This window comes from Methanobrevibacter gottschalkii DSM 11977, assembly GCF_003814835.1.
Taxonomy (GTDB): domain Archaea; phylum Methanobacteriota; class Methanobacteria; order Methanobacteriales; family Methanobacteriaceae; genus Methanocatella; species Methanocatella gottschalkii.
In genome coordinates, this window is the sequence record NZ_RKRG01000001.1 from 107,319 (window position 1) to 131,866 (window position 24,548).

Genomic DNA, 24,548 nt, shown 5'->3' on the forward strand with positions numbered 1-24,548 from the left:
CTTAAATATCTACTTTAAATAGCTAAATAACTAATCAAAGCACTTATTTTATTATTTAAAATCATCTGCTCTTCAGTGGCATTCATCAAATTTACTTAATATGCCCAACATTACTCTCAACAATCACTTAAGATAACTTTAATATCATATCATTATTATTGAATAAAATTATCAAATTATAAATAATTTAAAAAATAAAATTAAAACCATATAATAAATTATTATATTAATAAAAAAGGGATTAAAATGAAAACTGTTGCAATTAATGGTTATGGAACCATCGGTAAAAGAGTGGCTGATGCGGTAGCTGCTCAAGATGACATGAAAGTTATTGGTGTAAGTAAAACTAGACCAAACTATGAAGCAAGAACTGCAGTTGAAGAAAAAGGCTATCCTTTATACATTGGAATTCCAGAAAGAGAACAAATGTTTAAAGATGCTGAAATTGAAATATCCGGTACTGTTGAAGATATGATTCAGGAAGCAGATATAGTCGTTGACTGTACTCCCGGAACTATCGGACCACAGAATCTTGAAATGTATAAAAAGGCAGGAGTTAAAGCGATTTATCAAGGAGGAGAAGACCATGATTTAACTGGTCTTTCATTTAATGCCATGTCTAATTATGATGAATCATATGGTGCAGATTACACAAGAGTCGTATCCTGTAACACTACTGGATTAACCCGTACATTATCTACAATTGATCCAATTGCAAATATTAAAAAAGTTAGAGCAGTAATGGTAAGAAGAGGATCTGACCCATCTGAGATTAAAAAAGGCCCGATCAATGCAATTGTACCAAATCCTCCAAAAGTACCTTCTCACCACGGCCCCGATGTAAAAACTGTTATGAAAGATATTGATGTGACAACAATGGCATTACTCGTGCCTACCACATTAATGCACCAGCACAACATCATGGTGGAAATTAATAACGAAGTGGAAACTGAAGACATTGTTGAATCATTAGAAAAACGTTCTAGAGTAATGGTTGTTTCTGCAGAAGATGGTTTAGGATCTACTGCAGAACTAATGGAATACGCTAAAGAACTTGGAAGAAACAGAAATGATTTATATGAAATCCCAGTTTGGAGAGAATCAATAAATGTTGTAGGAAATGAATTATTCTATATGCAAGCAGTTCATCAAGAATCTGATGTTGTTCCAGAAAATATTGATGCTATTCGTGCACTTTTAGAAATGGAAAGTGACAACGAAAAATCCATTGCAAAAACTAACAAAGCTATGGGAATATTATAAATTCCCTCTTTTACTATTTTTAACGATTCAAATGAAACAAAAAGTGATTTTTGGACCTGCAGGAAGCCCCGTTGATTATAAAGGTGCAGCATATAAAGCTCCAAAATATATTTCAGAAGAAGGTCTTGACTCTTATGAATACCAATCACCTTATGGAGTAAGAATTGGAGAATCATCTGCAAGTACATTAAAAGAAGAATCTGAAAAACATGATGTTTTAATTTCAATGCATGCCCCATATTATATTAATCTATGTGCAAAAGAAGAATCAAAACTTGATAAAAGCATTGACCATTTAATAGCTGCCGCACGTGCAGGTGAATGGATGGGCGCCTATAGATTAGTATTCCACCCTGGCGCTTATTTAAATAGAAAACCTGAAAAAGCAATGGAAATATCACGAAATACCATCAATAGATTATTTGAAGAACTTGAATCTGAAGGAATTGAAGAGTTTACATTTGCACCAGAAACAACAGGTAAAAGAACACAACTTGGAAATATAAGGGAAGTTGTTGAATTATGTGCTAGCTTTGACCATTTTGAACCAACAATCGATTTTGCACATATTCATGCAAGAGGCAGAGGTTTTTTGAACAAAAAAGAAGATTATAATTGTATTTTTTCAACAATTGAAAACCAATTAAATATTGATATCCTACATTGTCATTTTACAACCATTGAATACGGCAAAGGTGGGGAGATAAAACATCATACATTAGATGAAAATGATTACGGGCCAAACATAGACGATTTACTCTCCAATTTAATTGATAATGGCTGGAATGCAAATATCATATGTGAAACTCCACTTAGAGATATTGATTCACTTAAAATGAAAAAAAAATATGAAGAAATGATTTAATAATCTTTTACAGAATCTATTAAATCATCCATATCCTCAAAAAGATTATTTATATCCCCTGTATCTTGCTTATTAGAACTTAAATGAATAACCATTTCATCAATTAAATCATTCATCTTATCAACAAATGTTTGTAATGTTCTGATTTTATTGTCAATTTCATGCTCAATAAAATCTTTAGTTCCATCATATACTTCAATCATCCTTTTTGCAACATCCAATTGATTATTAAATAACCCATTAGATTTATTGATGGAAGATAAAAATTTATTATAAGACATGTGGGCAGGATCGAAGAGTTTATTGACTAATTCCTTTGCCCTTTCTTGTTTAGCATCATATTCCTGCTCAATATCATATAATAAGTCATAATATCTGGAAACAATCTCATAAGTTGGTTCAGCATGAACAACTTCTTTTCCACATTTAGTGCAAAAGTGTTGACCGAAATCTAGTTTAGCCCCACAATAAATACAAAAATGATTATGATTATCGTTAATAGTCATACACTTATTATTTTAACATTACCTTTTAATAAATACTATGCTTTTTTCAATTTTAAAATAACAATTTCTGAATCAGTTCCCCATCTCATTGGAGTATCCATTGAACCTACACCAGTTGTAACATGCAAATATTTTCCTAAATTATTTTTAAATAATCCCTTATTATATTTGAATAATATATTTGCAAACCAAATAGCTGGATAAAATTGTCCGCCATGTGTATGGCCTGAAAGTTGAATATCAAATCCTAACTTAGAAAATTCATCCCAATAATAAGGAACATGATAATTTATAATATTGATTAAATTCGGATTTATCCAACTTTCATCAATTTTTGGAACACACCTATCTTCAAAACTAAATGTTAAACCAAAAATACTTAAATCACCAAATTCCTTTTTTTCATTATCTAAAACAATAATTCCAGCGTTTTTACAAGCATTTATAACATTATCAATACCTGGATAGAAATCATGATTTCCAGGAGTGAAAATTATTGGCATATCAACATCTTTAAATGCCAAGAAATCATCAGTTCCAACAGCAGAAGAACCATCTGCTAAATCACCAGAAATAATAGCTAACTCACATGTATCTTCAAGTTCTTTTAACTTATTGACCAATAAATTGATAATTTTTTTATGACGTACAGATCCAAAATGAACATCAGATAAATGAACAATATTAATATCTCTTGATAAATTATTTAATTCCAATATTTTCTCATTAATAACTAATTTATGAGATTTATAAAAATTATAAATACCTAAAAACGGCACAATCAAAACCAAATCAACTATTATCTCAAAAGGCAATATTACAAACATCTTAATTAAATAAATAAACATGAGATCAAATAAAAACATTAGCGACATCCACATCCATACACCTCCAATTGTTGTCAGAAATCGCCCTGCAACAGTTGATTTTTTAGATTCAAAAAACATTGGCATACAATGCAATAACCCAACGATTATTGCAATAATAATTAGATAGCCATCATCAAGCCCACCAAACAGCAATAATAAATATTTTAGTAAAAAGAACTGAAATATCATATAAAAAGGAGTCATGATTAATATTCTTCTAGTTCTAAAACTCATAATTTAAACACCTAAATGTATTATATCCCATCAAATATTTAAATAATTAAAACAAATGTTAGACATATAAAAAATACAGGAGGTGGGTGATTTGAAAAATGATAACAAAAAAGCAGAAATTAAGACAACTAATCAAAAACAAAAATTGAAAAAAGCTGAAAGTAAAGAATGTGCTGAATGTGTCATTTTAAAACCTGTTGGATATCCATTTGAATTTAATTTAATGGATGAACATATTGAAATTACCAACAAAAAGCTATTTGAAGAATATGCTCGTGAACAATGGTTAGGATTAGTTGTAAAAGAAAACTCACATTTATTTGATCAAAAGATAATTCCTGATTATGGTTTTGAAGTCATAAAAGCAAAGCCTAATAACTCAATAATCTCTGAAACAACTAGAATCCAACTAATTACCAGCGATTTAGAAAATAAAAATGACAAACTTACATTTAAATCAAACATATCTATTTCGGATATTGTTGGACAAACAAATGCTAAAAATAAAGTTAAAGTTATAATGAAATATTTAGAACATCCTGGAAAATTTGGACCCTGGGCACCTAAAAACATACTGTTTTACGGACTTCCAGGTACCGGTAAAACCATGCTCGTTAAAGCTCTTGCTAACGAACTTGAAGTTCCTTTGTATTTAATTAAAGCAACATCATTAATTGGAGATCATGTTGGTGATGGTGCATCTAAAATCCATGATTTATTCAAAAAAGCTAGTGAAAATTCACCATCCATAATTTTTATAGATGAAATGGATGCAGTTGCTCTTCATAGATCATTTCAATCCTTAAGAGGAGATGTTTCAGAAATTGTAAACTCTTTTTTAACTGAAATGGATGGAATAAGTGAAAACGAACATGTAATAACCATTGGTGCCACTAATAGCCCTAATAGTTTAGATTATGCTATTAGAAGTAGATTTGAAGAAGAAATTGAATTTAAATTACCTGACGATGAAGAAAGATTAACAATTCTGAAAAATAACTTAAAAAGCATGCCATTAGATTATGAACTTGATTTGGAAAAAATTGTTAAACTTACTAAAGGATTATCTGGAAGAGACATAAAAGAAAAAATATTAAAAACAGCTCTTCATAATGCAATCGCTAATGATTCCGACTCAATCACAATGAAAAATATTGATTACTCAATTGAATCTAGTAAAATTAAAAATAAAGATATTAAAGGAATGTTTGAGTAATATACACATCCCAATTTAATTAAAAATATATTCACAAGCTGCAAGTATATCCTCATTTTCATCTTTAGCAGCTTTTTTAACTTTTTTGGAAATATCATAAAATATTTTATTAACAATAGAATTTGTTAAATTATCCAATATTTTTACACTACCATCTACAGCTAACTTAACATTAGCTTTTTGAGTTTCACGTTGTCTTATATCCTCCATAGATGCCCTTAAATTACCAAGTAATTTATCAAATTCCATTATCTTAAAGGATTCTTTAAGTAAAATGAATTCTTCATTGATGATAGATTCCGCTTCAACAAATTCCTTCCTTCTAAGATTAGTATTGATTTCAGCAATTTCTCTTAAATCATCAATGTTAAATGATTTGACACCTAATTCACAAACATCTTCAGATATATCGCGAGGATTAGCGATATCAACCATCATTAATGTTTCATAATTCCTACCGCATTTTAAAAGACGATCTTTAGTAATTACTGGATGTGGAGCACTTGTTGCACTAATAACCAAATCAGCAGTAGTTAAATATTTTTCCAAATCATTGAATAAAATAGCTTCCCCACCCAAATCTTCAGCAAGATTAACCGCAACATAATAAGTCCTATTTGCAACAAAAATAGCTTTTAAATCTTTTTCAGCAAGAGCTTTAGCAACCAGTTTACCCATTTTTCCTGCCCCAATTACCAAAACTGATTTGTCCACTAAAGAACCTATATGTTTTTCAGCCAAATCAATTGCTGCTGATCCAATAGAAACAGAACCTTTATTAATTCTAGTTTTATTTCTAACAACTTGACCAACATGAATAGCTTTTGTAAATATTGTGTCTAAAACTTTACCGCAGTGGTGATTTTTAATAGCATTGTTTTTTGCATCCTTCACCTGACCTAAAATCTGATCCTCACCAATAATCATAGATTCCAGACCAGAAGTCAAACGTAATAAATGCATAACAGCTGATTGACCATAATCAATTACAATACTCACATTTTCATGTGACAATAACTCATCATCTTCAGGAATATTGTTATTATGAATATAATATTCTTTCCTATTACATGTACTGATTTCTATATATTCCCCAATAGAATATTTTTCTTGTAACTCTGCAAATAAATCATCAATGTCTTTTGCAATAACCTCCATTGACTGAATATCCGCAATCTTATGATCAACTCTTAAATTTAGTATCAAATTAATCCCCTTATTAAATTATCAATATACAATTTAGCTTCATCAATCTTTCTATTTTTAATCAAAACATTAACTTTTTCATCTTCAAAAATTTCATAAAGATACTTTTTTCTATCTTTTTGATTTTCAACAAGTTTCTTTAAGTTTTTGCGAGCATAATCCTGAAGTTCGATTTCCAAAATATCTTCTTCAGTGATTATTGATTGTATCTTCTTTCTAAGTTGGCGAGCCATTAATGGACTTTTACCTCCTGTAAAAATAGAAATCTCAATTTCACCAATATTAAAACTTGTTGGAACAATTACATTCCCTTCTTGTGGAAAATCTGCACGATTAATAAGTTTATTTTTAGCAATTCCACTAACATAATCAGATAACTCCCTATCACCACTAGCTATAACAACCAAATCAGACCAATCAATTAAATCATCAACATCACTAACAGAGCATAAACTAGCTCCTTTATATTTCAATTCCTTAGGTAAACTATCTCCAACTAATTTAACATTAGCCCCATGATCTAAAAATTTATTTGCTCGCCTAGTTGCAACTTCGCCAGTACCTAAAATAAAAACATTAAAATCAAATGTTTTTAAGTAAAGAGATGTCCAGTCCATTTTAATCAGAATTCTCAAGAGATCTTGCATGTAAAACTTTTACAGCCGCCCTTAAATCATCATTACATTCATTTAAAATATTCATAGCTTCAAGTTTTGTAACATTAAATGTTTCAGCCAATGCTTCGGCTTTTTCATCAGGATCTGGTTTTTTAACACCTACCAACCGTTCAGATAATTCTTTTTTTAAGTCCAAATATTCATCATGACTCATTCCCATATTTTTTAAAGTCATGTCTCTTAATGGGCAGGGTTTGGATGGTTTGCAACACCATACAAGTGATCCGAAACAAGTTCCTGCTCCCTCACCTAACCTGGTTTCTTTAGCAAATTGAGTTTTAATTTCAATATATTCCTTAGGAGTTAAATTAACTTCCTGCAATGCATTTAAAATTGGGCATGGTTTAACTGGAGGACAACAAAAAGCAAGCCCCCTAATGTCTCCTCCCCTACAAATATGAGATGGTGCATCTTCCCAAGTCATAATAAACCTCCAAAAAATCATTCATCATTGTAAATAATCATTAAAAATAATTATAAAATAATAATATAATTTATTTTAACTAAGAATATATAATCTTTTTTATAAAAGAAATATATTTTTAACAATGATTAAATTTTAATATTCCCATTACAAATTTAAATATAGATTTTTATGAAAGAAAAATTAATAGTCGAAGACATAACCATCACATTAGAGAGAAAAAATATTAAAAATATGTATCTTCGAGTCCTACCTCCAAAAGGTGATGTAAAACTATCTGTCCCATTATTTTTACCAAATAATGAAGTAATTATGTTTATCAAATCTCGAAAAAATTGGATTTTAAAAAAACAAGAATTTATTTTAAATAATAATATTCAACCTCCTTTAAAATTTATTAGTGGTGAAAAACATCAATTATGGGGCAGAGAATACACACTACAATTAATTAAAAATGACAACATAGAACATGTTCTAATTGATGAAGACACCAGTATTATGTACTTGCCACTACCTAAAAAAAGTACAATAAAGGCAAGAGAGGAAATATTAATTGATTTTTATAGAAAAGAACTTCAGAATGCAATACCTCAAGTGTTAGAAAAATGTAGTCTCATTGTTGGACAAAAACCATCCGAAGTTAAAGTTAGGAAAATGAAAAATTGGGGAAATTGTAGACAAGATAGAAGAATAACCTTAAATTTAAATTTAGCAAAAAAAGACCCAAAATGCCTAGAATATGTAATGATACATGAATTATGTCATTTAATAGAATTCAATCACGGTGAAAAATTTAAAAAATTAATAGACAAATTCTGTCCGGACTGGAAAAAAATAAAAAAAGAATTGAATGAATAAGAAAATTATCTATTTTCTTTAAGCATATCCTCTTTTTCATCAGCAGTCAATTTATCAACTATTTCTTCAGGAGTACCAATATCCAAAAGTTTACCTCCTCTCATTAAAGCAGCCCTATCACAGACATCTAAAACAAAATCCATATCGTGAGAAATGATAATGAATGTTTGTTCTAATTCAGTACGTGCTTTTAGAATTGAATCTGATACAATGACACGAGTAATTGGATCCATAGTACCTGTCGGTTCATCTAAAACAATTAAATTAGGTTCTTTAATTAAAACCTGAGCTAAAGCAACCCTATGCTTTTCACCTACACTCAATTGATCAGGATATTTATCAAGAATGCTTGCAGCGACATCATCTGCAAAACCTACAGTAGTCAATGCATGAATAGCTTTGATTTTACCAAATTCTGCAGGTAAATTTAAACTGATTGCATCGGTCAAGTTACCAAGAACAGTCCTATGAGGATATAAAGAATATTCTTGATGTAATAAACCAATATAAGGCATGATACGACCACGGTTAAGAGGTCCAACTTTAGTCATGTCAATCCATTCATCACCAAGTTTAATTTGAATATTACCACTGCTTGGTTCAGTTAATCCCATTAACATTCTAGTTGTAGTGGTTTTTCCAGAACCACTTAAGCCCACAATACCAAAAATTTCTTCTTTATTGATATTTAAACTCACACCATCTACTGCTTTAACAACCCCACGTTCAATAGAGTAATAATGCTTCTTAACATCTTCAAGAACAACTTCTGGTTCTCCAAATTCAGGAATTTCTGGTTTTTCAGGAATAGGGATTGTAGCTACAAATTCATTTACCACTTTCTCCGGTTCGCCTTCCTCTTTGATTTGACCCTCTTCCAACCAGATTACACTATCTGCTAATTCAATCATTACTTCTGGCCAATGAGAAGTGATTAACATGGTGATTCCTTTATCTTTAACGCCTTCTTTCAAGGTATTATGAAGTTTAATTGCAGTTTGAGGATCTAAAGTTCCTGTAGGTTCATCAGCTAAAAACATCATTGGAGACTTAGCTAATTGCCTTGCAAGTACGACTCTTTGTTTTTCCCCTCCACTTAAATCACGAGCGATATGAGTAATCCTATGATTCATTTGAACCATTTCTAATAATTCCAATGCTTCGTAGATTTTCTCATCATAATCTTTGCCCTCGGGCATTGCCCTCATTACATTTTCAATTACAGTTTCTTCATCATATAATGCAAAGTTACGTTGTAACATGATGGAAATTCTTCTTTTAATACTTGCAAATAATTTTCTCTCAGAATTAAAGAAATCTACTTCTTTCGCTTCTAAAGTAGCTCCACAACTACATTTTTCACCAACATGAGATGGTGAATCTACTGCTAAACAATCAGGACAAACTGCTACATTAACTAATATTTGACCTGCATCAGGTTTATAGTCTGATGTACCTCTAAGCATATTAATTAAAACAGACTTTCCACTTCCACTACGACCTAAAATACCTAAGGTTTCCCCTTCATTAATTTTCAAATTTATATTTTTAAGAACATCAACACCATCAAAAGTTTTAGTAATATTTTTAAGTGTTATAAAATCCATGAAATCACCTATTAAACTAATTTATATATTCAAGTATTAATAATACTTTCTAATAACAATTGTTTTAAATAACAATTGTTTTAAAAAAATTAAAAATCAGAGATATCAAATTCCAAATTTCCAGAAATAACTGAACGAGCTATTGAAAAACCATCAACACCAGTGCCAATCATTTTTCTAACATTAATCTCAGAATTTACAGAATTATTTCCAATGACATTAATATCAACATCATTACAAATACTTCGTAAAAGTTCCCAATCGGCTTCAAAAACACCTTTTTTCATTGCATCAACATGCAAATAATCTGCTCCGGCATCTGCAATAATATTAGCTATTTCTAATGTATCAATACCGTCAACATTAGCCCTAATTTTAACAGAAACTTCACTATCAACATTATCAACAATTTGAGAGATGAATTTTTTTAAATCATCCCGTTTTAACATTTCCTGTCCACAACCAACATCTAAAATTTCTTTTTGACGACAATGACAATTAATTTCTACAATATCCAACTTTTTAATATTTCCAACATGAATTATCGGTTGAGGATTTGATGCACGTACATTCGCCGAAACTTTTACATTCTTATGATATTTTTTAATTAAATCCACTTCATTTTCAATATGATTAAAAATCACATCCAAAGGAAAATCAAATTCTTTCCTTCCTCGCTGAATAATTTTTTTACTTGCTTCAATAGTTGGGGAATCTAAACTGTATCCTCCCAAAGTAGCTACATTAAATCCATAAGGAATAACTTTATTTAAAAAAGCAGCATTAGTTATACCTGCCATTGGAGCAACTACCTTAAGCATAGAATTCCTCAATCTTCTTTTTCAACAACCCAAGTCCACATTCCATTATTGTGTGCACGAATTTCTTCTAATCCAATATCTGCCATATATGCAGCATCTTCAGCATTTTTAGCTCTTCCAATACCGGCTTTAAGTTTAATACCAATCTCTTCATCAATTTCAATCATTAAATTTTCAATCTCTTTTTCAGATAATCCATTACATGGAGCCATAAAATTGTCCCCACCAATAAAGAATAGCAATGATCCCTTTTTAATCAATTTAGTCATTAAGTAATGTTGAGCCTTATTAACACTAAAACTTGTATCAAAAGCAGATTCAATATCAGTGAAAGTTTCTGTGACACTGTTAATATCAATATGCGCTGCCTGAACAAAGCTATTTTCCTCATCAACTAAACTATCAATAGCCAAAATTTCTTTTCTTTCTCCAGATTGAGCACTACCTGCTTTCTGAAGAGCAATAGTAGCTAATTTTTGAGCTTCATGTGGAGTTTCAGCAGCACCCACACCCATACTTACAGTAATAGGATATTTATTTCTAATAGATCTTTGAATTCTTAAATGGTCTTCTTCATCTATACCATTTGAAATTGCAAGTAAGTTATCAAATCGAGTAAAGAAAACTAAACCTTTTTTAGATCCAAAATAACTATTTAAATCAGCGAATAATCTTGCTTGAAGAATTTGTAAGTCAGATTCAGTTCTTGGTCTTGGAGTAACAGTCCAAGGACCGTAATTATCAATTTGTATTAATGTCATTTGTATCATTGAATAACCTCTTTCCATATTAAGGAATACTATCAATAATAATTTCAGCCAAATTTTTTTTAGCATCTAAATTATTCATAATTGTATTTGTAATTATCACCTTATTAACTATTTGATTTATTTCATCTTTTTTATCATTATCTTGTACATCAATTACAATTGTATCTAAAAAATCTTCATATATTGATGCAACACCATAAGATGAAACATCAATATTTAATGCCTTCATGAATTTATTTGCAGGTCCAGAAACAGAGTCTGAACCAACAATTGGAGATACAGCTACAACGTAAGTATCTTTTAAAGCATCACAAACACCATCTAAAGACAATATTGGTGAAATTGAAGTAATTGGATTTGACGGACCAATAATTACTGCTTCCGAATTTTCAATCGCCTCAATGACTCCTTCAGTTGGAGAAACTTTAGAAAATTTAAGATCCGACACTTCAGGTTCAGATTGATGTTTAATTAAAAAATCATGGAATTCCAATTCTCCAATATCAGTAATAATCTTAATATCAGAATCCTCTTCACTCATTGGAATAATTTTTGATTGAATATTCATATTTTTTGCCTGAATTTCACATGCCTTGCCAAGACCATATTTTTCCATCAATTGAGTCTTTTGTATTTTAGTTGCACGATCAATGTCCCCAATTCTAAGCAGTTCAGAACATCCAAGTTCTTCAAGACGATTATGAGTGATAAAAGTGTCATTTTTAACACCATACCAAAATTCATCATTAATTATATCTGCCATAGTATATAATACAGTATCAATATCTGCAGAGACATAAACACCAGAAAAATAATCATTTTCTAGTGTGTTAACAATAATTGTCAAATCTTTAGGGTCAACAACTTCTTTTAATCCTTGTAATAATTTTGGAGTACCTGTTCCACCAGATAAAACAGTAATCATAAAAATCACTTAGTTTCTAAATACATCAAATTCTTTTGGCATAAGTACTGATTTGATATTTGAATCAACATCTCTTAATTTATCAAAACCATCAAAACCGCGAATAACAACAACTGGAAGACCTTCATCAGCTTGACCCATTATAAGAGATGCTGCTGAAGCCAATTCATCACATGTTGCAATTTCAGTAGTTTCCAATTCCCTACCATACAAATCTTTTTCACCAACTCTTTTCCATATCGGCGAAATACCAGAACATCCAATTGCAGTACCAACAGCACCAAACCTAAATGCTCTTCCTTGAGTATCAGTTATAATAACTGCAATTTCTTCATCAAATTCATTTTCCAAATATTTACGAATATTTAAAGCAGAAATATCAGCATCATTAGGCATTAGAGTAACTAAACCATCACCTACATTTGATTCATCAATACCTGCATTAGCACAAACAAAACCATGAACAGTCTCAGTTATGATGAACTTTGGACCGACAGCAACAATTTCATTAGATTGTTGAATTATAGATTCAACTAATTTTGGATCTTTTTTAGCTTTCTTAGCCAATTCAATAGCTTGAGTTGATGGAGTTAATTCATCTAATTTTATAAAATTCTCTTCAGCTTTTGAAATTAAAGTCTCTGCAATTAATATAATGTCTCCATGACAAAGATTACAGCCCTGTTTTTCAATAGCTTCTTTAATAATTTTTGAAATATCACTATTGCCGTCAATAATAGGAATATTCTCTAAACCAAATAATTCAATACTCATAATAATCATCTAAAAAAAGTTAAAAAAAGAAAAGTTATGGATTATAGACATCAATTGCCCATTCCCCATCAAAAATCGCAGCAGAAGAAGTTACCGGTTTTTCGTAATCTGCAAAAGCACCTTCATCAAAAATAAATTTGGCACATTCATTAGCAGTTTTTGCATCGAAATCAACTGTATCTGGAACTTGACTGCCATATGTTGAAATGAATGCTGCTTTACCATGTGGAACTTGTTCAACTAAAATTTTATTATCATTAACTATCCCAATATAACATCCGTATCCATCTTCATCAGTACTGGCTGTAACGACTGCTGCAATTCTTGGAGTATTATAACTATCTTTTTCATAATCCATAGTAAGTAATGAATATGCCATTGCATCTCTCAAATTCATTCCCAAAGAAATTTTATCTGATATAACATCAGTTTGAGATCCATTAGATACAATTGCAACATCATCTACAATACGAATACAATTGTATGTAATATAAGGATTTTCAAAAATATCTTTTTCAAATCCTTCTTTTGGAACAATAGCTGCACGATTTTCAAATTTAAGACATTGCCTATTTGGAAATGATCTGCTTGATACCCTATATGCTATAAAAGGTTTACCTTCACAGTTCATTCCAGTTGATAAAATTCTACCTGTATACATTTTTTATTCCTCAATTTTTAAAGTTGTGGACGCTGAACAGCTTTATCCGGTGAAACTCCATCAGGAGTTGTAATATCAATTTCGCCAGGTTTAATTGTAATTTTACCATTATCAATTACATTTGCTTGAACACCAACAGCACTATTCAGAATCGTGTCTGACTTATCAACACCATTAACTGTAACTTTATGTAAATTAGCTACAGGCATTACATAGTATTCAGAATCACCTGAAACAGAAGTAACATTAGGTTTTCCACTTCCACCATCTGTAACATCCGAATCATCCGTTTGAACATCAGCTGAAAAATTACTTGTTACTACTAAAAAAATCATTATTGTGAATAAAATATCAATAAACGGAACTAAATTGATACTTGGTTTGCTGTCCGAAATTTTCTTTTTATGCTTTCCAACATCAATTGCCATCCAATCACCTATTGTTTTAGTTTACTTTCAGTAATTTCAGCATTAACATTACATTTTTCCAATATAATATTAGAAATACTTTTATCCAACATGCTTGGTTTAAAAGAAACCTTGATATTGGCGTATGGATCAGAAATCAATCTTGTATTAACAACACCTTCCGCTTCCTGTAATGCTTCAAGTGCACATTCAACATTTGAATCAACTCTAACTTTAACTACAGCATAACCCCAATTGGTCATTTTCGTAGCCAGTTCAATTTTATCCATTTCCACTTCAATAAGACCTTGGATATAAGTATGAATAGGCAATAAAACAATTGCAACTAAAAGACCCATGATTGTTGTAGTCAATGCAACATAAATACCTTCTGCCATTGCAGCAGAATCCGGATGGACACCTAATGATTTAAAAGTCAACCAAATACCGATAACAGTACCGATTAATCCTAAAAATGGTGCTAGTTCCGTAAGTGTTTTAATAGTACTTAATCCTTTAGTCATTTTTCCAACTTCAACAATGAATATTTGCTCCATACTTTCTTCAACTTCAGTCTTATTTTTATAACCAATTTTTAAAGTTTCAGAAATAATTCTAGAAATAGGATTTTTAAAACCATTTATCTGTTTTAAAGCCTCTACAGCCCCTCCTCTTTCCATAGATGCAGTTACAACCCCAAATATTTCAGTTGTGTCCACTTTACTAATTTTTCTAAGATATGCTATCTTTCTTAATCCAATAATAAGACCATAAATCCCAATGAAAAGAATTATATATGTAATAAATCCCCCTTGAGTAAAAATATCCACTATCCCATCAACAAATGGCATAATACTCTCAATAATCATTTTCATCCTCTATAAAATATTAAATTGAAAATTTGTTATAAGAATTATTTTATAAATTCATATACTTAAATATTGTTTAAAAAAAGTGTCTAATTACTTCATTTTTGCAACAGTAGCCCATGATTTTCTAACAAAATCAGGCATTTCATCATAAGTATAATTAGTTAAAAATTTTTTTGTAGTTGGATCTGAAGGATAACCTGAACCAATACCTCCAAAATTAACATAATCCATATTAATCTCATTAATATGGGCATCCCTTTCAGCTTTAGCAATAATAGATGCTGCACTAACTTCAATATACTTATCATCAGCTTTATGTTCGGCAACAACATTGCAACATGTGTCATTGCACAAATTCTCTTGGAAACGTTCAGCTTTAACATCTACTGCATCAACAATAGTTTTTTCAGGTTTTAATTTTAAAATAATGCTTTCCATAGCATTTTTTTCAATTTCATTAAGATTAATACCATTCGCCCTTAATTCATCAATTTCACGAGCAGAAATTACTACAATTTCATATTCAAACATCTTTCTTAATTTTCTAGATAGAATAGTACGTCTGTTAGGAGTAAGTCTTTTAGAATCTTTAACACCCATTCTTTCAAGAACTTTATCCATTTTTTCAGGAACAATAACTCCTGCAATAACCATTGGACCTAAAACAGACCCTCTACCCGCTTCATCAATTCCTAAAATATCCATAAAAATCAGTTAAAAAAAAAGTAAAAAGAAATAAATAAAAATATTTATTTCATAGCTCTAAGACGTACTTCAGGTTCTAATGCAAGAGGTTCAGCAGCAACAATTGCAGTACCTTTTGCTACAACAGTCATAGGATCATCAGAAACTTCTATTGGAATAGATATTTCATCAAAAATTCTTTCCTTCATACCACGAAGTCTTGAAGTTCCACCAACCGCAACAGAATTATTGTAAACCCCCATCATCAACTCAGGGGATAATCTTTCCAAGACAATATTTAATCCACTAATTATTTGTTGCATATAAGGTTCAACTGCCTCTGCAACAAGCATAGAATCAATGATGACTTTTTTAGGCCTATTAGTTTCTAAAGATTTACCAATAATTTCAACACTGAGATTTTCTAATTGCTCAGAACAGTGAACCATACCTACTTCAATTTTAGCAGATTCCGCATCATGAATACCAATAGCTACATCATATTTTTCAGCTACAAGTTCAACAATTTTGTTATCAATGTCATCTCCACCACATCTAACAGTTTCAATATCATTAATACCACCAAGAGAAATGATAACAATATCAGTTGATCCTGCACCAATATCAACAACCATAGTTCCATTTGGTTCAGCAATAGGTAATCCTGCACCAATAGCAGCAGCTAATCCTTCACTAATAACTAGAATATTTTGAGCCCCAGCTTTCCTACCTATTTCTTCAGCAGCATTTTTTTCTACTTCAGAAGCATCTCCAGGAATACCAATAACAATTCTTCCAACACTTTCCCCTTCATTAATACCAATTTGCATTGCTTTAATTAATAATGCCTGAGCTTGAACAACATTCTCAATTACTCCTTTTTTCAAAGGTCTTACAGCGAGAATATCTTCAGGAGTTCTTCCTAGCATTTTTTTAGCTTCCTCCCCAACAGCCAAAACTTCTGAAGGGTCATCTTTTTTAACAGCAACAACAGATGGTATCTGATATAAGTCAAATTTATCACCTGAAGGTTTTGCAATTACAGTGTTTAATGTTCCTAAATCAATTCCTAAACTATTGCTAATCACTTTGGTATCATTAATCTGTGGTTCTTCTTCTTCTTTTCCAAAAATGTTCATGAATAATCCTCCGTTACAATATCTTTAAAGTCAATGACGAAAATTCTGTTAGATGTAGCTATACTTTGAACTTTTTTAATTTCTTCTTTTTTATCGACGGAAATTAAAATTGTTGATAAAACAACTTCATTCGCATTATAAAATGGTTTCAATGCAGATTTAATAAAATTGGGTAATTTAACTTCATTACTTAAGTCAACATCAATAAATGCAGTAGTCTGTGAATCTTGTAAAATTGCAAAGGATATTTTTGATTTTTCAATTACAGAAACCGTTTTCTTAATAACATTATCCGGAGCAACAAATACCATTAGATTCGGCTCTTCAATCAAATACTTATGCAATATCCTCACATAAGCTCCACCATATTGATCTGCAAGTTTTTTAAATTCATCAATAACAATAGAATTGCCATAAAGCATGATAAAATCAAATTTTTTATCCAATTTACCATCATTTAACATTACATGTTCCCTAAATATTATTTTAACACGATGATTAGATGCAATAGCTTTATAAGCTATTTTATCAATTATTTCAGCATTTCCTGCAATAACGCACCAATTTTTTTCAATTTCATAGCCACTATTGGAAGAAACTTTTGCTGCTTGTCTAAGAACACGTATATTATCTTCTATCATTTAACTACTCACTTAATATTATTTGAATTCAATTTATATAAATAAACATTGCCTTTATTAAAAAATATTAAATTAAAACAAATAAAATGCAAATTTAATATTTTAAATTAAAGAATGCATAAGCTATTTATTAAAGTTTAACCATTACTATTTATAAAAAAATTGTTATATATATTTTATCTTTTATAGGGCAATAATCAAAAAAATATAACAAAAAGTAATTTGAAGACATATCAAAGCAAATTAATAACTAAAAACAAAAACATTAAGAATAATCTAATTAAATAATAAAAAACTAAAATAATTAATAAGTACAAATAAAAATAAGTAGTATTAAGAATTAACTACAAGCATGCATAAAAATAAACTGGAATAAAAGATAAAATTAATAAGAAATAAATTGAAAAGTAATACTGGAGTTTGAATATGAAAATTGAAAACACAAATATGAAAAGGTTTATTGCATTATCAGATATCATATCTTTACTAAATATGACATCTGGATTTTTATCCATAATCTTTTCATTTAATCATGAATTCAATATAGCTGCAATCCTTCTTATTATTGCAATCATGTTCGACTCAGCAGATGGTTGGGTAGCGCGTAAAATAAATAGGCAAGACGAATTAGGTTTTGGGAAAAATATTGATTCATTATCTGATATCGTCTCATTTGGAGTTGCACCAGCAATATTTCTTTACAGTTGCATTAACACCACCCCGGGCATTTTTCAAATAATAGTAACAATTGTTTGCTTATTAATTGTTGTTTGTGGAGTTTTAAGATTAACAAGATATAATGTAATTGCAGGCAAAATAAACACTAATGATTTTATTGGATTTCCAATTCCAGGAATGTCATTAATGATAGGTTCATTTTATCTAAGTGGAATATTCAATCCCCATATTGCAATTTTATTGAGTATAATAGTTTCATTACTTATGATAAGTAATATAAAATATCCTAAATTCGATAACATGGCATTAATTGGAATATCCTGCATATTAATAATAATATTAATTCTTCCAATTGACATGATTTTATTTAATATAAATATTCCCGCAATACTATTACTATTCTTCTGCTTATACTACCTAATAATCAATTTAATTAAAAAATGAGCAATATCGCTCCCATAATTAAATTATCCATCTAAATTTATTCAAAATTAGGAGTATGAATAATGAATGATAAAAAACCAAGAGATCCATTATATCCAAAAGGTTTTGAAGAGACAAGAAAATTAAAAAATCAACTAACAAAAGAATACTCAAAACCAAATAAAAAAGAAGATGAACTAACACCACTTAAAAAACTAAATCATAAACTTGGAGTTTATTTAAGCCCAAATTCTGTTGAAATATCAAATGATGAAAAAAAGAAGAAAATAGGCATAATAATAACTACATTAATATTAATTACATTAATTTCATCAGCATATTATTTCTTAATCTATGAACCCGCTCAAGAAGAATTAACCCTTGCAAAAACAACAAAACTAAATGAATTACATGAAATATATAATGGACCATTAACAACCTCCCAGAATTCCATTTTATTAGAAAACCAAATTAATGATGGAAAAACTCCCGAAGAAATTGAGCGAATAAACATATTAACACCAGCAACAAAAGACTGGCAATCATTTCACAAAAAATCGATTTACACAAATAAAGATAAATATAATCGAACTATGGCAATATATTCAAATGAAAGTAAAAACATAATTCTTTCAACAACAAAAGCCATAAAAATTGTAAATGAGAATAATGCAGAAGTTTTATCAAAAATTAAATTTGAAGAACCAAATACAGTATCAGTTCCCATTTTAATCTCAAGACTTCAGGCAGGAGCAGGCCTTGTAAATGTTGGAAGCGTGGTGGACATTTACACAAACAACAATAATACAAATGAAAATTATACTCCAAATAATACAAGTCCAAATATAAGTGGATGTACAGTTTTAGCCATAATGAGATATGAAGACAATGGAGAAATTGATTCCAAATATTCTAAATCAAATACAATAATAAAGGGAAACCATACCAATCCAAAAGAAAATACGAAAGAATTTTCCTCAGATGTTCTTGAATTAATAAAAGGATCGATAATTAATGGTTATGATGAAGAAAAAACCATTGAAATACTTAAAAATTATGGAATAAAACTATCAAATTACGAAAGACAAATAAATTTAGGTGATTTAAATGCACAGTATATGCTTTTAATTGAAACACCACAAGATAAAGTGGAATATGTAATAAATAATATGGAAAATATCATATTAACAATCCCCACAACAAAAGCTCCTAATTGGATGGTAAATGAAATAAGTTCAACATACCAAGATTAAGAAAAGTATTATACTAGATTTAACAAAAGTGATACTATGAATAAACCAACTATTTCAACTATAGTCATTATTATTTGTATATTAATAATTGGATTATATGCAATGGGAGAAGTGAACTACTTTTCATCTAAAATAGCTGTGGAAAGAAACATAGATTCACCAACTATTCTGATACCTAGCATTGGAGTGAATGAAAAAATCAATAATGTATCATTAAATCAAGGAGTATTAAGTGATCCTGGAGAAAACATCCCCACTAAAGATTATGTAGCATTATATGGGCATAGAACTCTTCAAGGTTCACCATTTTTCAGATTAAATGAACTTTCAATTGGAGATTCAATACTATTAGAATGGCCAGGAGTTGGAGAATTAAATTACACAATAACAAATACAACAATTGTGCCTGGAACTGCTGATGTACCTATAGGTGGAAACGATTCATTGTTCCTAATAACATGTGATCCAATTGGGTCTACTGCAAATAGAATAATAATTGAAGGAACATTAGAAAAACAAAATCCTATTAATAATGAAATTATTAAAGAAAATCCACAAGAATCAAATGCAATAATAATAACAGCTATATTCTTTATAGTTGGATGTATATTCAGCTATTTCTATCCAAAAGACAATAGAATATATATCTTAGCAGTTATTTTAATAATTTCGGCATTATTATTCTATTCCTGCATAAATCCAATCCCTTCTGAAATAATTTACGAAAAAATAATATTTTTAAATGGAGGATTATAAATGGATGTTGATAAAAAATATTTCTCAAACATAACAACAAGAGAACGAGCAATTTTTGAAGGTGCAATTAGTATGGGTGCACTATTCCATCAATTTGTAGGAACCCCAGTGAATAAATATACCAAAAATGGCTTAGAGAAAAGTATGGAGGATTCTTTAAGATTACAACCAGCAATCGAAGATGTTAATGTTAAAATCAGATTTGATAAACTTAAAGAATCAATGACTGAATTTGATTATACTTCTCTTAACGGTGATATGTTAGATGTTAAAATATATGCAAAAGTAGATAATGTTAAAGCTATAATTAGGATAGAATTCATTGAAGAACTCAATTATCCTTTAATGTATGTAGAAAACATAACAGAAGATTAAAAGTTAAAATATTTCTTTTAAATCTTCCACCAATTCTTTTAAATGATTTAATTTAATATGATTCATTAATACAACCCTAATAGCTACAGGGCACTTAGCAACAGAAACTTTCCAACCAAATCCTTCTAATTTTTCTGCAAATTCATTAGTTTCCATATTAGGGTGATTAAAAGCAATGAGATTCAATTCTGGTTCACAAACAATCTCATAACCAATTTTTTCAAGATTTTCTTTTAAGAATTGAGTATTGTCCATCAATTCTTTAATTAATTTAGAGTATCCCTTTTTTCCAAAATATTTCATAACTGCATAAGTAGCTGCAGAAGCAGCACCGGAACGTGTTCCAACAATTGTTGACTGAGTTTTAACAGTCAAATAAGGAGAATCCACAGCCATAACATCCAAGTATTCTTCTTTTCTAAAAAGAATACCACCTGCAGGAATCGGTGCCAAACCCATCTTATGAGGATCAATAGTTATAGAACAAACCCCATCTAATGAAAAATCAAAAACAGGTAAATCATAACCCATATCTCTTAAAAATGGAATAGAAAATCCTCCAAAAGCTGCATCAACATGAAAATATATATTATTTTCATAAGCAATTTTTGAGATTTCTTCAATTGGATCAATTAAACCTAATTCAGTAGTGCCTGCAATAGCAACAATAGCAACTGTTTTATCAGAAATTAAACGTTTAACTGATCCAACATTAATTTTATAATTATCATCAAGATCTGCTTCAACAATCTTTAAATTTAACATATCAGCAGCTTTTTTAAATGAAAAATGAGCAGATTCAGGGATGATTATCTCCCCATCCACAATTCCTTTATATTTCCTTGCATGATTTCTAGCAGCACGTATTGCCATAAGATTAGCTTCAGTACCTCCAGTTACAACATGACCATACGGTTTTTCAATAGATAAAATTTCACCCATAGATTCTATAACTTTATTTTCTATTAATTTTGTACCTTTAAAAAGACCCGGATCACCCAAATTTGTATCTAAAAACTTATAATAAATTTCTTTTGCAAAAGGATGTGCTTCAGTACACATAGATCCTAAAATCCTACCATCTGCATAATTATGATCCAAATTGTGGAGTTCATCCAATTCTTTTAAAATAACATCTTTATCTATTGATTTTTCATCCATAAAATAACCTAAATTTAAAATTTAATAAAAATAAAAAAATAAAAAAAAGAAATAAGAAAATTATTCTAAACGTTTACGGGCAGCATCAAGAATAATTTTTTGTTCCGCCCTAGCAACAGTTTTTCTGACTTCAGCTATTGCATCAGTATTTGAAGATACACTTGTGATACCAAATTCAACAAGTTTTTCAACAATACGCGGTACACTACCCGCTTGGCCACAAATACTGCATTTAACACCTGCTTCAACACATTTTTTGATTGTCATCTCAATCAATTTCATTACTGCAGGATGTTCTTCAGAATAATGCTTTGCAACATATTCATTGTTCCTGTCAACAGCAAGAGTATATTGAGTTAAATCATTGGTTCCTAAACTTACAAAGTCAATTCCTACATCAATATAATCTTCAATAGTTAATGCTGCAGCTGGAATTTCAACCATCATACCAAAATCAACATCTTTATGAGGTTCTAAACCAATTTCAGAACAAAGTGATTTAGCTTGTTTAAGTTCTTCAGGACTCTGTGATAATGGAATCATGATTCCAATGTTAGTGTATCCTTTTTCATGTAATTTTTTAATAGCCTTGAATTCACATTTAAGAATTTCAGGCTGATCCAATTCTCTTCTGATTCCTCTCCAACCGAGCATTGGATTGTGTTCTTCAGGTTCATTTTCTCCACCTTCCAATGTGATAAATTCATCAGTAGGTGCATCTAATGTTCTATACCATACAGGTTTTGGATAGAATTCATCTGCCACTATCATAACATTCTCAGCAATAGTATCAATCAATTCATCTTCCCTCCCATCAGCGATGAATTTTCCAGGGTGAATACCAGCAGTCAACATTAAGTGTTCAGTTCTAAGCAATCCAACACCATCTGCACCAGTTGCAGCTGCTTTTGCTGCTGCTTCAGGCATACTCACATTAGCTTTTACTTCAGTGACAGTTATAACTGGAGCTGCTTCAGCACTAACTTTTACCTGTACTGCTTCTTCTTTAATTTCTGAAATTCCATCAAATACTAATCCTTTTTTACCGTCAATAGTTACACCAGTATTTTCTTTTAAAATAGTTGTAGCATCACCAGTACCTACAACACAAGGAATTCCAAGTTCACGGGAAATAATAGATGCATGGCATGTTACTCCACCTTCATCAGTTACAATTCCACTTGATCTTTTCATAGCTGGAACCATGTCTGGAGTAGTCATCGTAGTAACCATTATGTCCCCATCTTTAATTTTATCTAATTCATCAATGTCCAAAATAATTTTAACATTACCAGAAGCCATACCCGGACTTGCACCAAGACCTCTTACTAAAACTTCACCAGTATCAGAAGAAGTTTCAACACTTTCTCCAGTAACATCCCCTAATGTAGTGATCGGCCTTGCTTGTAATAAGAATAATTCTCCTTTTTCAAATGCCCATTCAGTATCCATTGGCTCACCGTAATGAGCCTGAACTCGTTTACCCATTTCTGTTAATTCAATGAGTTCCTCATCAGACAATACTCTTTCATTTCTCATGTCTTCTGGAACATCAACTTTCACACTTGTTTCGTTTTCATCATTAACATACATGACTTTTTTGTCACTTACAGTAACATTGATAATATCATTATCTTTTTTAGCAACTTGATAATTATCAGGAGTCACATCACCAGATACAACAGATTCTCCAAGACCCCAAGATCCTTCAATTAAAGCGATGTCTTCACCAGTAGAGGGATTTACAGTAAACATTACACCTGCTTTGTCAGCATTTGCCATTTTCTGAACAACGACAGCAATTAAAACTTTTGAATGTTCAAAGTTATTCTCTTCCCTATAAAATATAGCTCTTGCTTCAAATAATGAAGCCCAACATTTTCTCACATATTCTAATACTGAATCAGTGCCAGAAACATATAAATAAGTGTCTTGTTGACCTGCAAATGAAGCTTCCGGTAAATCTTCTGCAGTAGCAGAAGATCTAATAGCTACTTCAACATCCTCTTCGCCACATCTTTGACAAAGCTGATTGTAAGCTTCAGTAATAATTAAAATCATATCTTCTGGAATAGGAACTTCATTAATAATAGCTTTAATTTCTTCAGCAGCTGCTTGAAGAGCCTTAGTATCATTGATATCAATTTCATCAAGAATACTTAAAACTTGATCATTAATTCCTGTTTCCACCATGAATTTTTCATAAGTTTGTGCAGTTACAACAAAACCCGGAGGTACTGGAATGCCTGCTTGAGTTAATTCACCCAAATTAGCTCCTTTTCCTCCAGCAATTGGAATATCGGATTTATTTAAATCCTCAAATTTTTTAACATACATGAAATATAACCTCTTGGCTTGAAATTAATACATTGACAAATATTTTAAAATAAAGAATATAGTCAATATTATATAATAATATAAAATTTAAAGTTTAAATATTTAATTATAAAACAGACTATGTTGAAATCCATTGAGAAATTTTG

26 protein-coding genes are annotated in these 24,548 nt (G+C 30.2%); 8 read left to right on the top strand and 18 right to left on the bottom strand.

The window, feature by feature from the left end:
• Window positions 1-246: 246 nt before the first annotated feature.
• Together EDC42_RS00520 and EDC42_RS00525 are read left to right on the top strand one after the other, a co-directional pair.
• Window positions 247-1,263, top strand: coding sequence for a phosphorylating glyceraldehyde-3-phosphate dehydrogenase (locus EDC42_RS00520; protein ID WP_069575274.1), 1,017 nt, complete (start codon window positions 247-249; stop codon window positions 1,261-1,263).
• A gap of 31 nt (window positions 1,264-1,294) precedes the next feature.
• Window positions 1,295-2,128, top strand: coding sequence for a TIM barrel protein (locus EDC42_RS00525; protein ID WP_069575319.1), 834 nt, complete (start codon window positions 1,295-1,297; stop codon window positions 2,126-2,128).
• On the opposite strand, the gene EDC42_RS00530 is transcribed toward EDC42_RS00525, so the two are convergent.
• Window positions 2,125-2,634 (bottom strand): zinc ribbon domain-containing protein, encoded by a 510-nt coding sequence (locus EDC42_RS00530; RefSeq protein ID WP_069575276.1) that lies wholly within the window; start codon window positions 2,632-2,634, stop codon window positions 2,125-2,127. The two genes, EDC42_RS00525 and EDC42_RS00530, sit on opposite strands and share 4 nt — an antisense overlap.
• A gap of 35 nt (window positions 2,635-2,669) precedes the next feature.
• Window positions 2,670-3,737: a metallophosphoesterase gene (locus EDC42_RS00535; protein WP_069575277.1), complete on the bottom strand. Its 1,068-nt coding sequence runs from the start codon at window positions 3,735-3,737 to the stop codon at window positions 2,670-2,672.
• Window positions 3,738-3,828: 91 nt separating this feature from the next.
• Between EDC42_RS00535 and EDC42_RS00540 the strand changes: the two genes are divergently transcribed.
• Window positions 3,829-4,953 carry an AAA family ATPase gene (locus tag EDC42_RS00540; RefSeq protein WP_069575279.1) on the top strand — a complete coding sequence of 375 codons (1,125 nt, stop codon included), beginning with the start codon at window positions 3,829-3,831 and terminating at the stop codon, window positions 4,951-4,953.
• Between the two features lie 15 nt (window positions 4,954-4,968).
• On the opposite strand, the gene hemA is transcribed toward EDC42_RS00540, so the two are convergent.
• Genes hemA through EDC42_RS00555 form a run of 3 tightly spaced genes read right to left on the bottom strand, consistent with a single transcriptional unit; the run spans window position 4,969 to window position 7,260 of the window.
• Window positions 4,969-6,159, bottom strand: a complete 1,191-nt coding sequence (gene hemA / locus EDC42_RS00545) for a glutamyl-tRNA reductase (protein ID WP_069575281.1) — start codon at window positions 6,157-6,159, stop codon at window positions 4,969-4,971.
• A complete protein-coding gene (locus EDC42_RS00550; protein ID WP_069575283.1) occupies window positions 6,156-6,776 on the bottom strand; it encodes a precorrin-2 dehydrogenase/sirohydrochlorin ferrochelatase family protein in 621 nt (206 codons plus the stop codon). The genes hemA and EDC42_RS00550 overlap by 4 nt, the downstream gene beginning before the upstream one ends.
• A 1-nt stretch (window position 6,777) precedes the next feature.
• Window positions 6,778-7,260, bottom strand: a complete 483-nt coding sequence (locus EDC42_RS00555) for a methanogenesis marker 9 domain-containing protein (protein WP_069575285.1) — start codon at window positions 7,258-7,260, stop codon at window positions 6,778-6,780.
• 171 nt (window positions 7,261-7,431) lie between these two features.
• Between EDC42_RS00555 and EDC42_RS00560 the strand changes: the two genes are divergently transcribed.
• A complete protein-coding gene (locus EDC42_RS00560) occupies window positions 7,432-8,118 on the top strand; it encodes a M48 family metallopeptidase (RefSeq protein ID WP_069575287.1) in 687 nt (228 codons plus the stop codon).
• 5 nt (window positions 8,119-8,123) lie between these two features.
• On the opposite strand, the gene atwA is transcribed toward EDC42_RS00560, so the two are convergent.
• From atwA to EDC42_RS00615, 11 genes are all read right to left on the bottom strand, one after another.
• Complete coding sequence (gene atwA / locus EDC42_RS00565) at window positions 8,124-9,725, bottom strand: methyl coenzyme M reductase system, component A2 (protein ID WP_069575288.1); 1,602 nt, start codon at window positions 9,723-9,725, stop codon at window positions 8,124-8,126.
• An 89-nt stretch (window positions 9,726-9,814) separates the two neighbouring features.
• Entirely contained in the window at window positions 9,815-10,525 is a 711-nt protein-coding gene (locus EDC42_RS00570) for a tRNA-dihydrouridine synthase (RefSeq protein WP_069575320.1), read from the bottom strand.
• Window positions 10,526-10,554: 29 nt separating this feature from the next.
• Complete coding sequence (locus tag EDC42_RS00575; RefSeq protein ID WP_069575322.1) at window positions 10,555-11,316, bottom strand: GTP cyclohydrolase III; 762 nt, start codon at window positions 11,314-11,316, stop codon at window positions 10,555-10,557.
• Window positions 11,317-11,335: 19 nt separating this feature from the next.
• Window positions 11,336-12,241 (bottom strand): 2-phospho-L-lactate transferase, encoded by a 906-nt coding sequence (cofD, locus tag EDC42_RS00580; RefSeq protein ID WP_069575290.1) that lies wholly within the window; start codon window positions 12,239-12,241, stop codon window positions 11,336-11,338.
• A 9-nt stretch (window positions 12,242-12,250) separates the two neighbouring features.
• Window positions 12,251-13,024, bottom strand: coding sequence for a coenzyme F420-0:L-glutamate ligase (locus tag EDC42_RS00585; RefSeq protein WP_069575292.1), 774 nt, complete (start codon window positions 13,022-13,024; stop codon window positions 12,251-12,253).
• A gap of 25 nt (window positions 13,025-13,049) precedes the next feature.
• Window positions 13,050-13,676 carry an IMP cyclohydrolase gene (locus tag EDC42_RS00590; protein WP_069575294.1) on the bottom strand — a complete coding sequence of 209 codons (627 nt, stop codon included), beginning with the start codon at window positions 13,674-13,676 and terminating at the stop codon, window positions 13,050-13,052.
• Window positions 13,677-13,693: 17 nt separating this feature from the next.
• Complete coding sequence (locus EDC42_RS00595; protein ID WP_069575297.1) at window positions 13,694-14,104, bottom strand: ExbD/TolR family protein; 411 nt, start codon at window positions 14,102-14,104, stop codon at window positions 13,694-13,696.
• Window positions 14,105-14,112: 8 nt separating this feature from the next.
• A complete protein-coding gene (locus tag EDC42_RS00600) occupies window positions 14,113-14,952 on the bottom strand; it encodes a MotA/TolQ/ExbB proton channel family protein (RefSeq protein ID WP_069575298.1) in 840 nt (279 codons plus the stop codon).
• Between the two features lie 93 nt (window positions 14,953-15,045).
• Complete coding sequence (rnhB, locus tag EDC42_RS00605; protein WP_069575299.1) at window positions 15,046-15,660, bottom strand: ribonuclease HII; 615 nt, start codon at window positions 15,658-15,660, stop codon at window positions 15,046-15,048.
• A 44-nt stretch (window positions 15,661-15,704) separates the two neighbouring features.
• Window positions 15,705-16,778, bottom strand: coding sequence for a rod shape-determining protein (locus EDC42_RS00610; protein ID WP_069575300.1), 1,074 nt, complete (start codon window positions 16,776-16,778; stop codon window positions 15,705-15,707).
• On the bottom strand, window positions 16,775-17,419 hold the full coding sequence (locus EDC42_RS00615; protein ID WP_069575301.1) for a hypothetical protein: 645 nt from the start codon (window positions 17,417-17,419) through the stop codon (window positions 16,775-16,777). Before EDC42_RS00615 ends, EDC42_RS00610 begins: the two co-directional genes overlap by 4 nt.
• A gap of 426 nt (window positions 17,420-17,845) precedes the next feature.
• Here EDC42_RS00615 and EDC42_RS00620 point away from each other — a divergent pair, with 426 nt between their 5' ends.
• The 4 genes from EDC42_RS00620 to EDC42_RS00635 all read left to right on the top strand — a co-directional run bounded on the left by EDC42_RS00620 (window position 17,846) and on the right by EDC42_RS00635 (window position 20,904).
• Window positions 17,846-18,541, top strand: a complete 696-nt coding sequence (locus tag EDC42_RS00620; protein ID WP_069575303.1) for an archaetidylserine synthase — start codon at window positions 17,846-17,848, stop codon at window positions 18,539-18,541.
• Window positions 18,542-18,603: 62 nt separating this feature from the next.
• Window positions 18,604-19,773: a DUF515 domain-containing protein gene (locus tag EDC42_RS00625; RefSeq protein ID WP_069575304.1), complete on the top strand. Its 1,170-nt coding sequence runs from the start codon at window positions 18,604-18,606 to the stop codon at window positions 19,771-19,773.
• A gap of 36 nt (window positions 19,774-19,809) precedes the next feature.
• Entirely contained in the window at window positions 19,810-20,529 is a 720-nt protein-coding gene (locus EDC42_RS00630; protein ID WP_069575306.1) for a class E sortase, read from the top strand.
• Window positions 20,530-20,904 carry a dihydroneopterin aldolase family protein gene (locus tag EDC42_RS00635; protein ID WP_069575307.1) on the top strand — a complete coding sequence of 125 codons (375 nt, stop codon included), beginning with the start codon at window positions 20,530-20,532 and terminating at the stop codon, window positions 20,902-20,904.
• Window positions 20,905-20,907: 3 nt separating this feature from the next.
• Here EDC42_RS00635 and mfnA read toward each other — a convergent pair whose 3' ends face one another.
• On the bottom strand, window positions 20,908-22,065 hold the full coding sequence (gene mfnA / locus EDC42_RS00640; RefSeq protein ID WP_069575309.1) for a tyrosine decarboxylase MfnA: 1,158 nt from the start codon (window positions 22,063-22,065) through the stop codon (window positions 20,908-20,910).
• Between the two features lie 60 nt (window positions 22,066-22,125).
• Window positions 22,126-24,402, bottom strand: a complete 2,277-nt coding sequence (ppsA, locus tag EDC42_RS00645; protein WP_069575311.1) for a phosphoenolpyruvate synthase — start codon at window positions 24,400-24,402, stop codon at window positions 22,126-22,128.
• Window positions 24,403-24,548 lie beyond the last annotated feature (146 nt).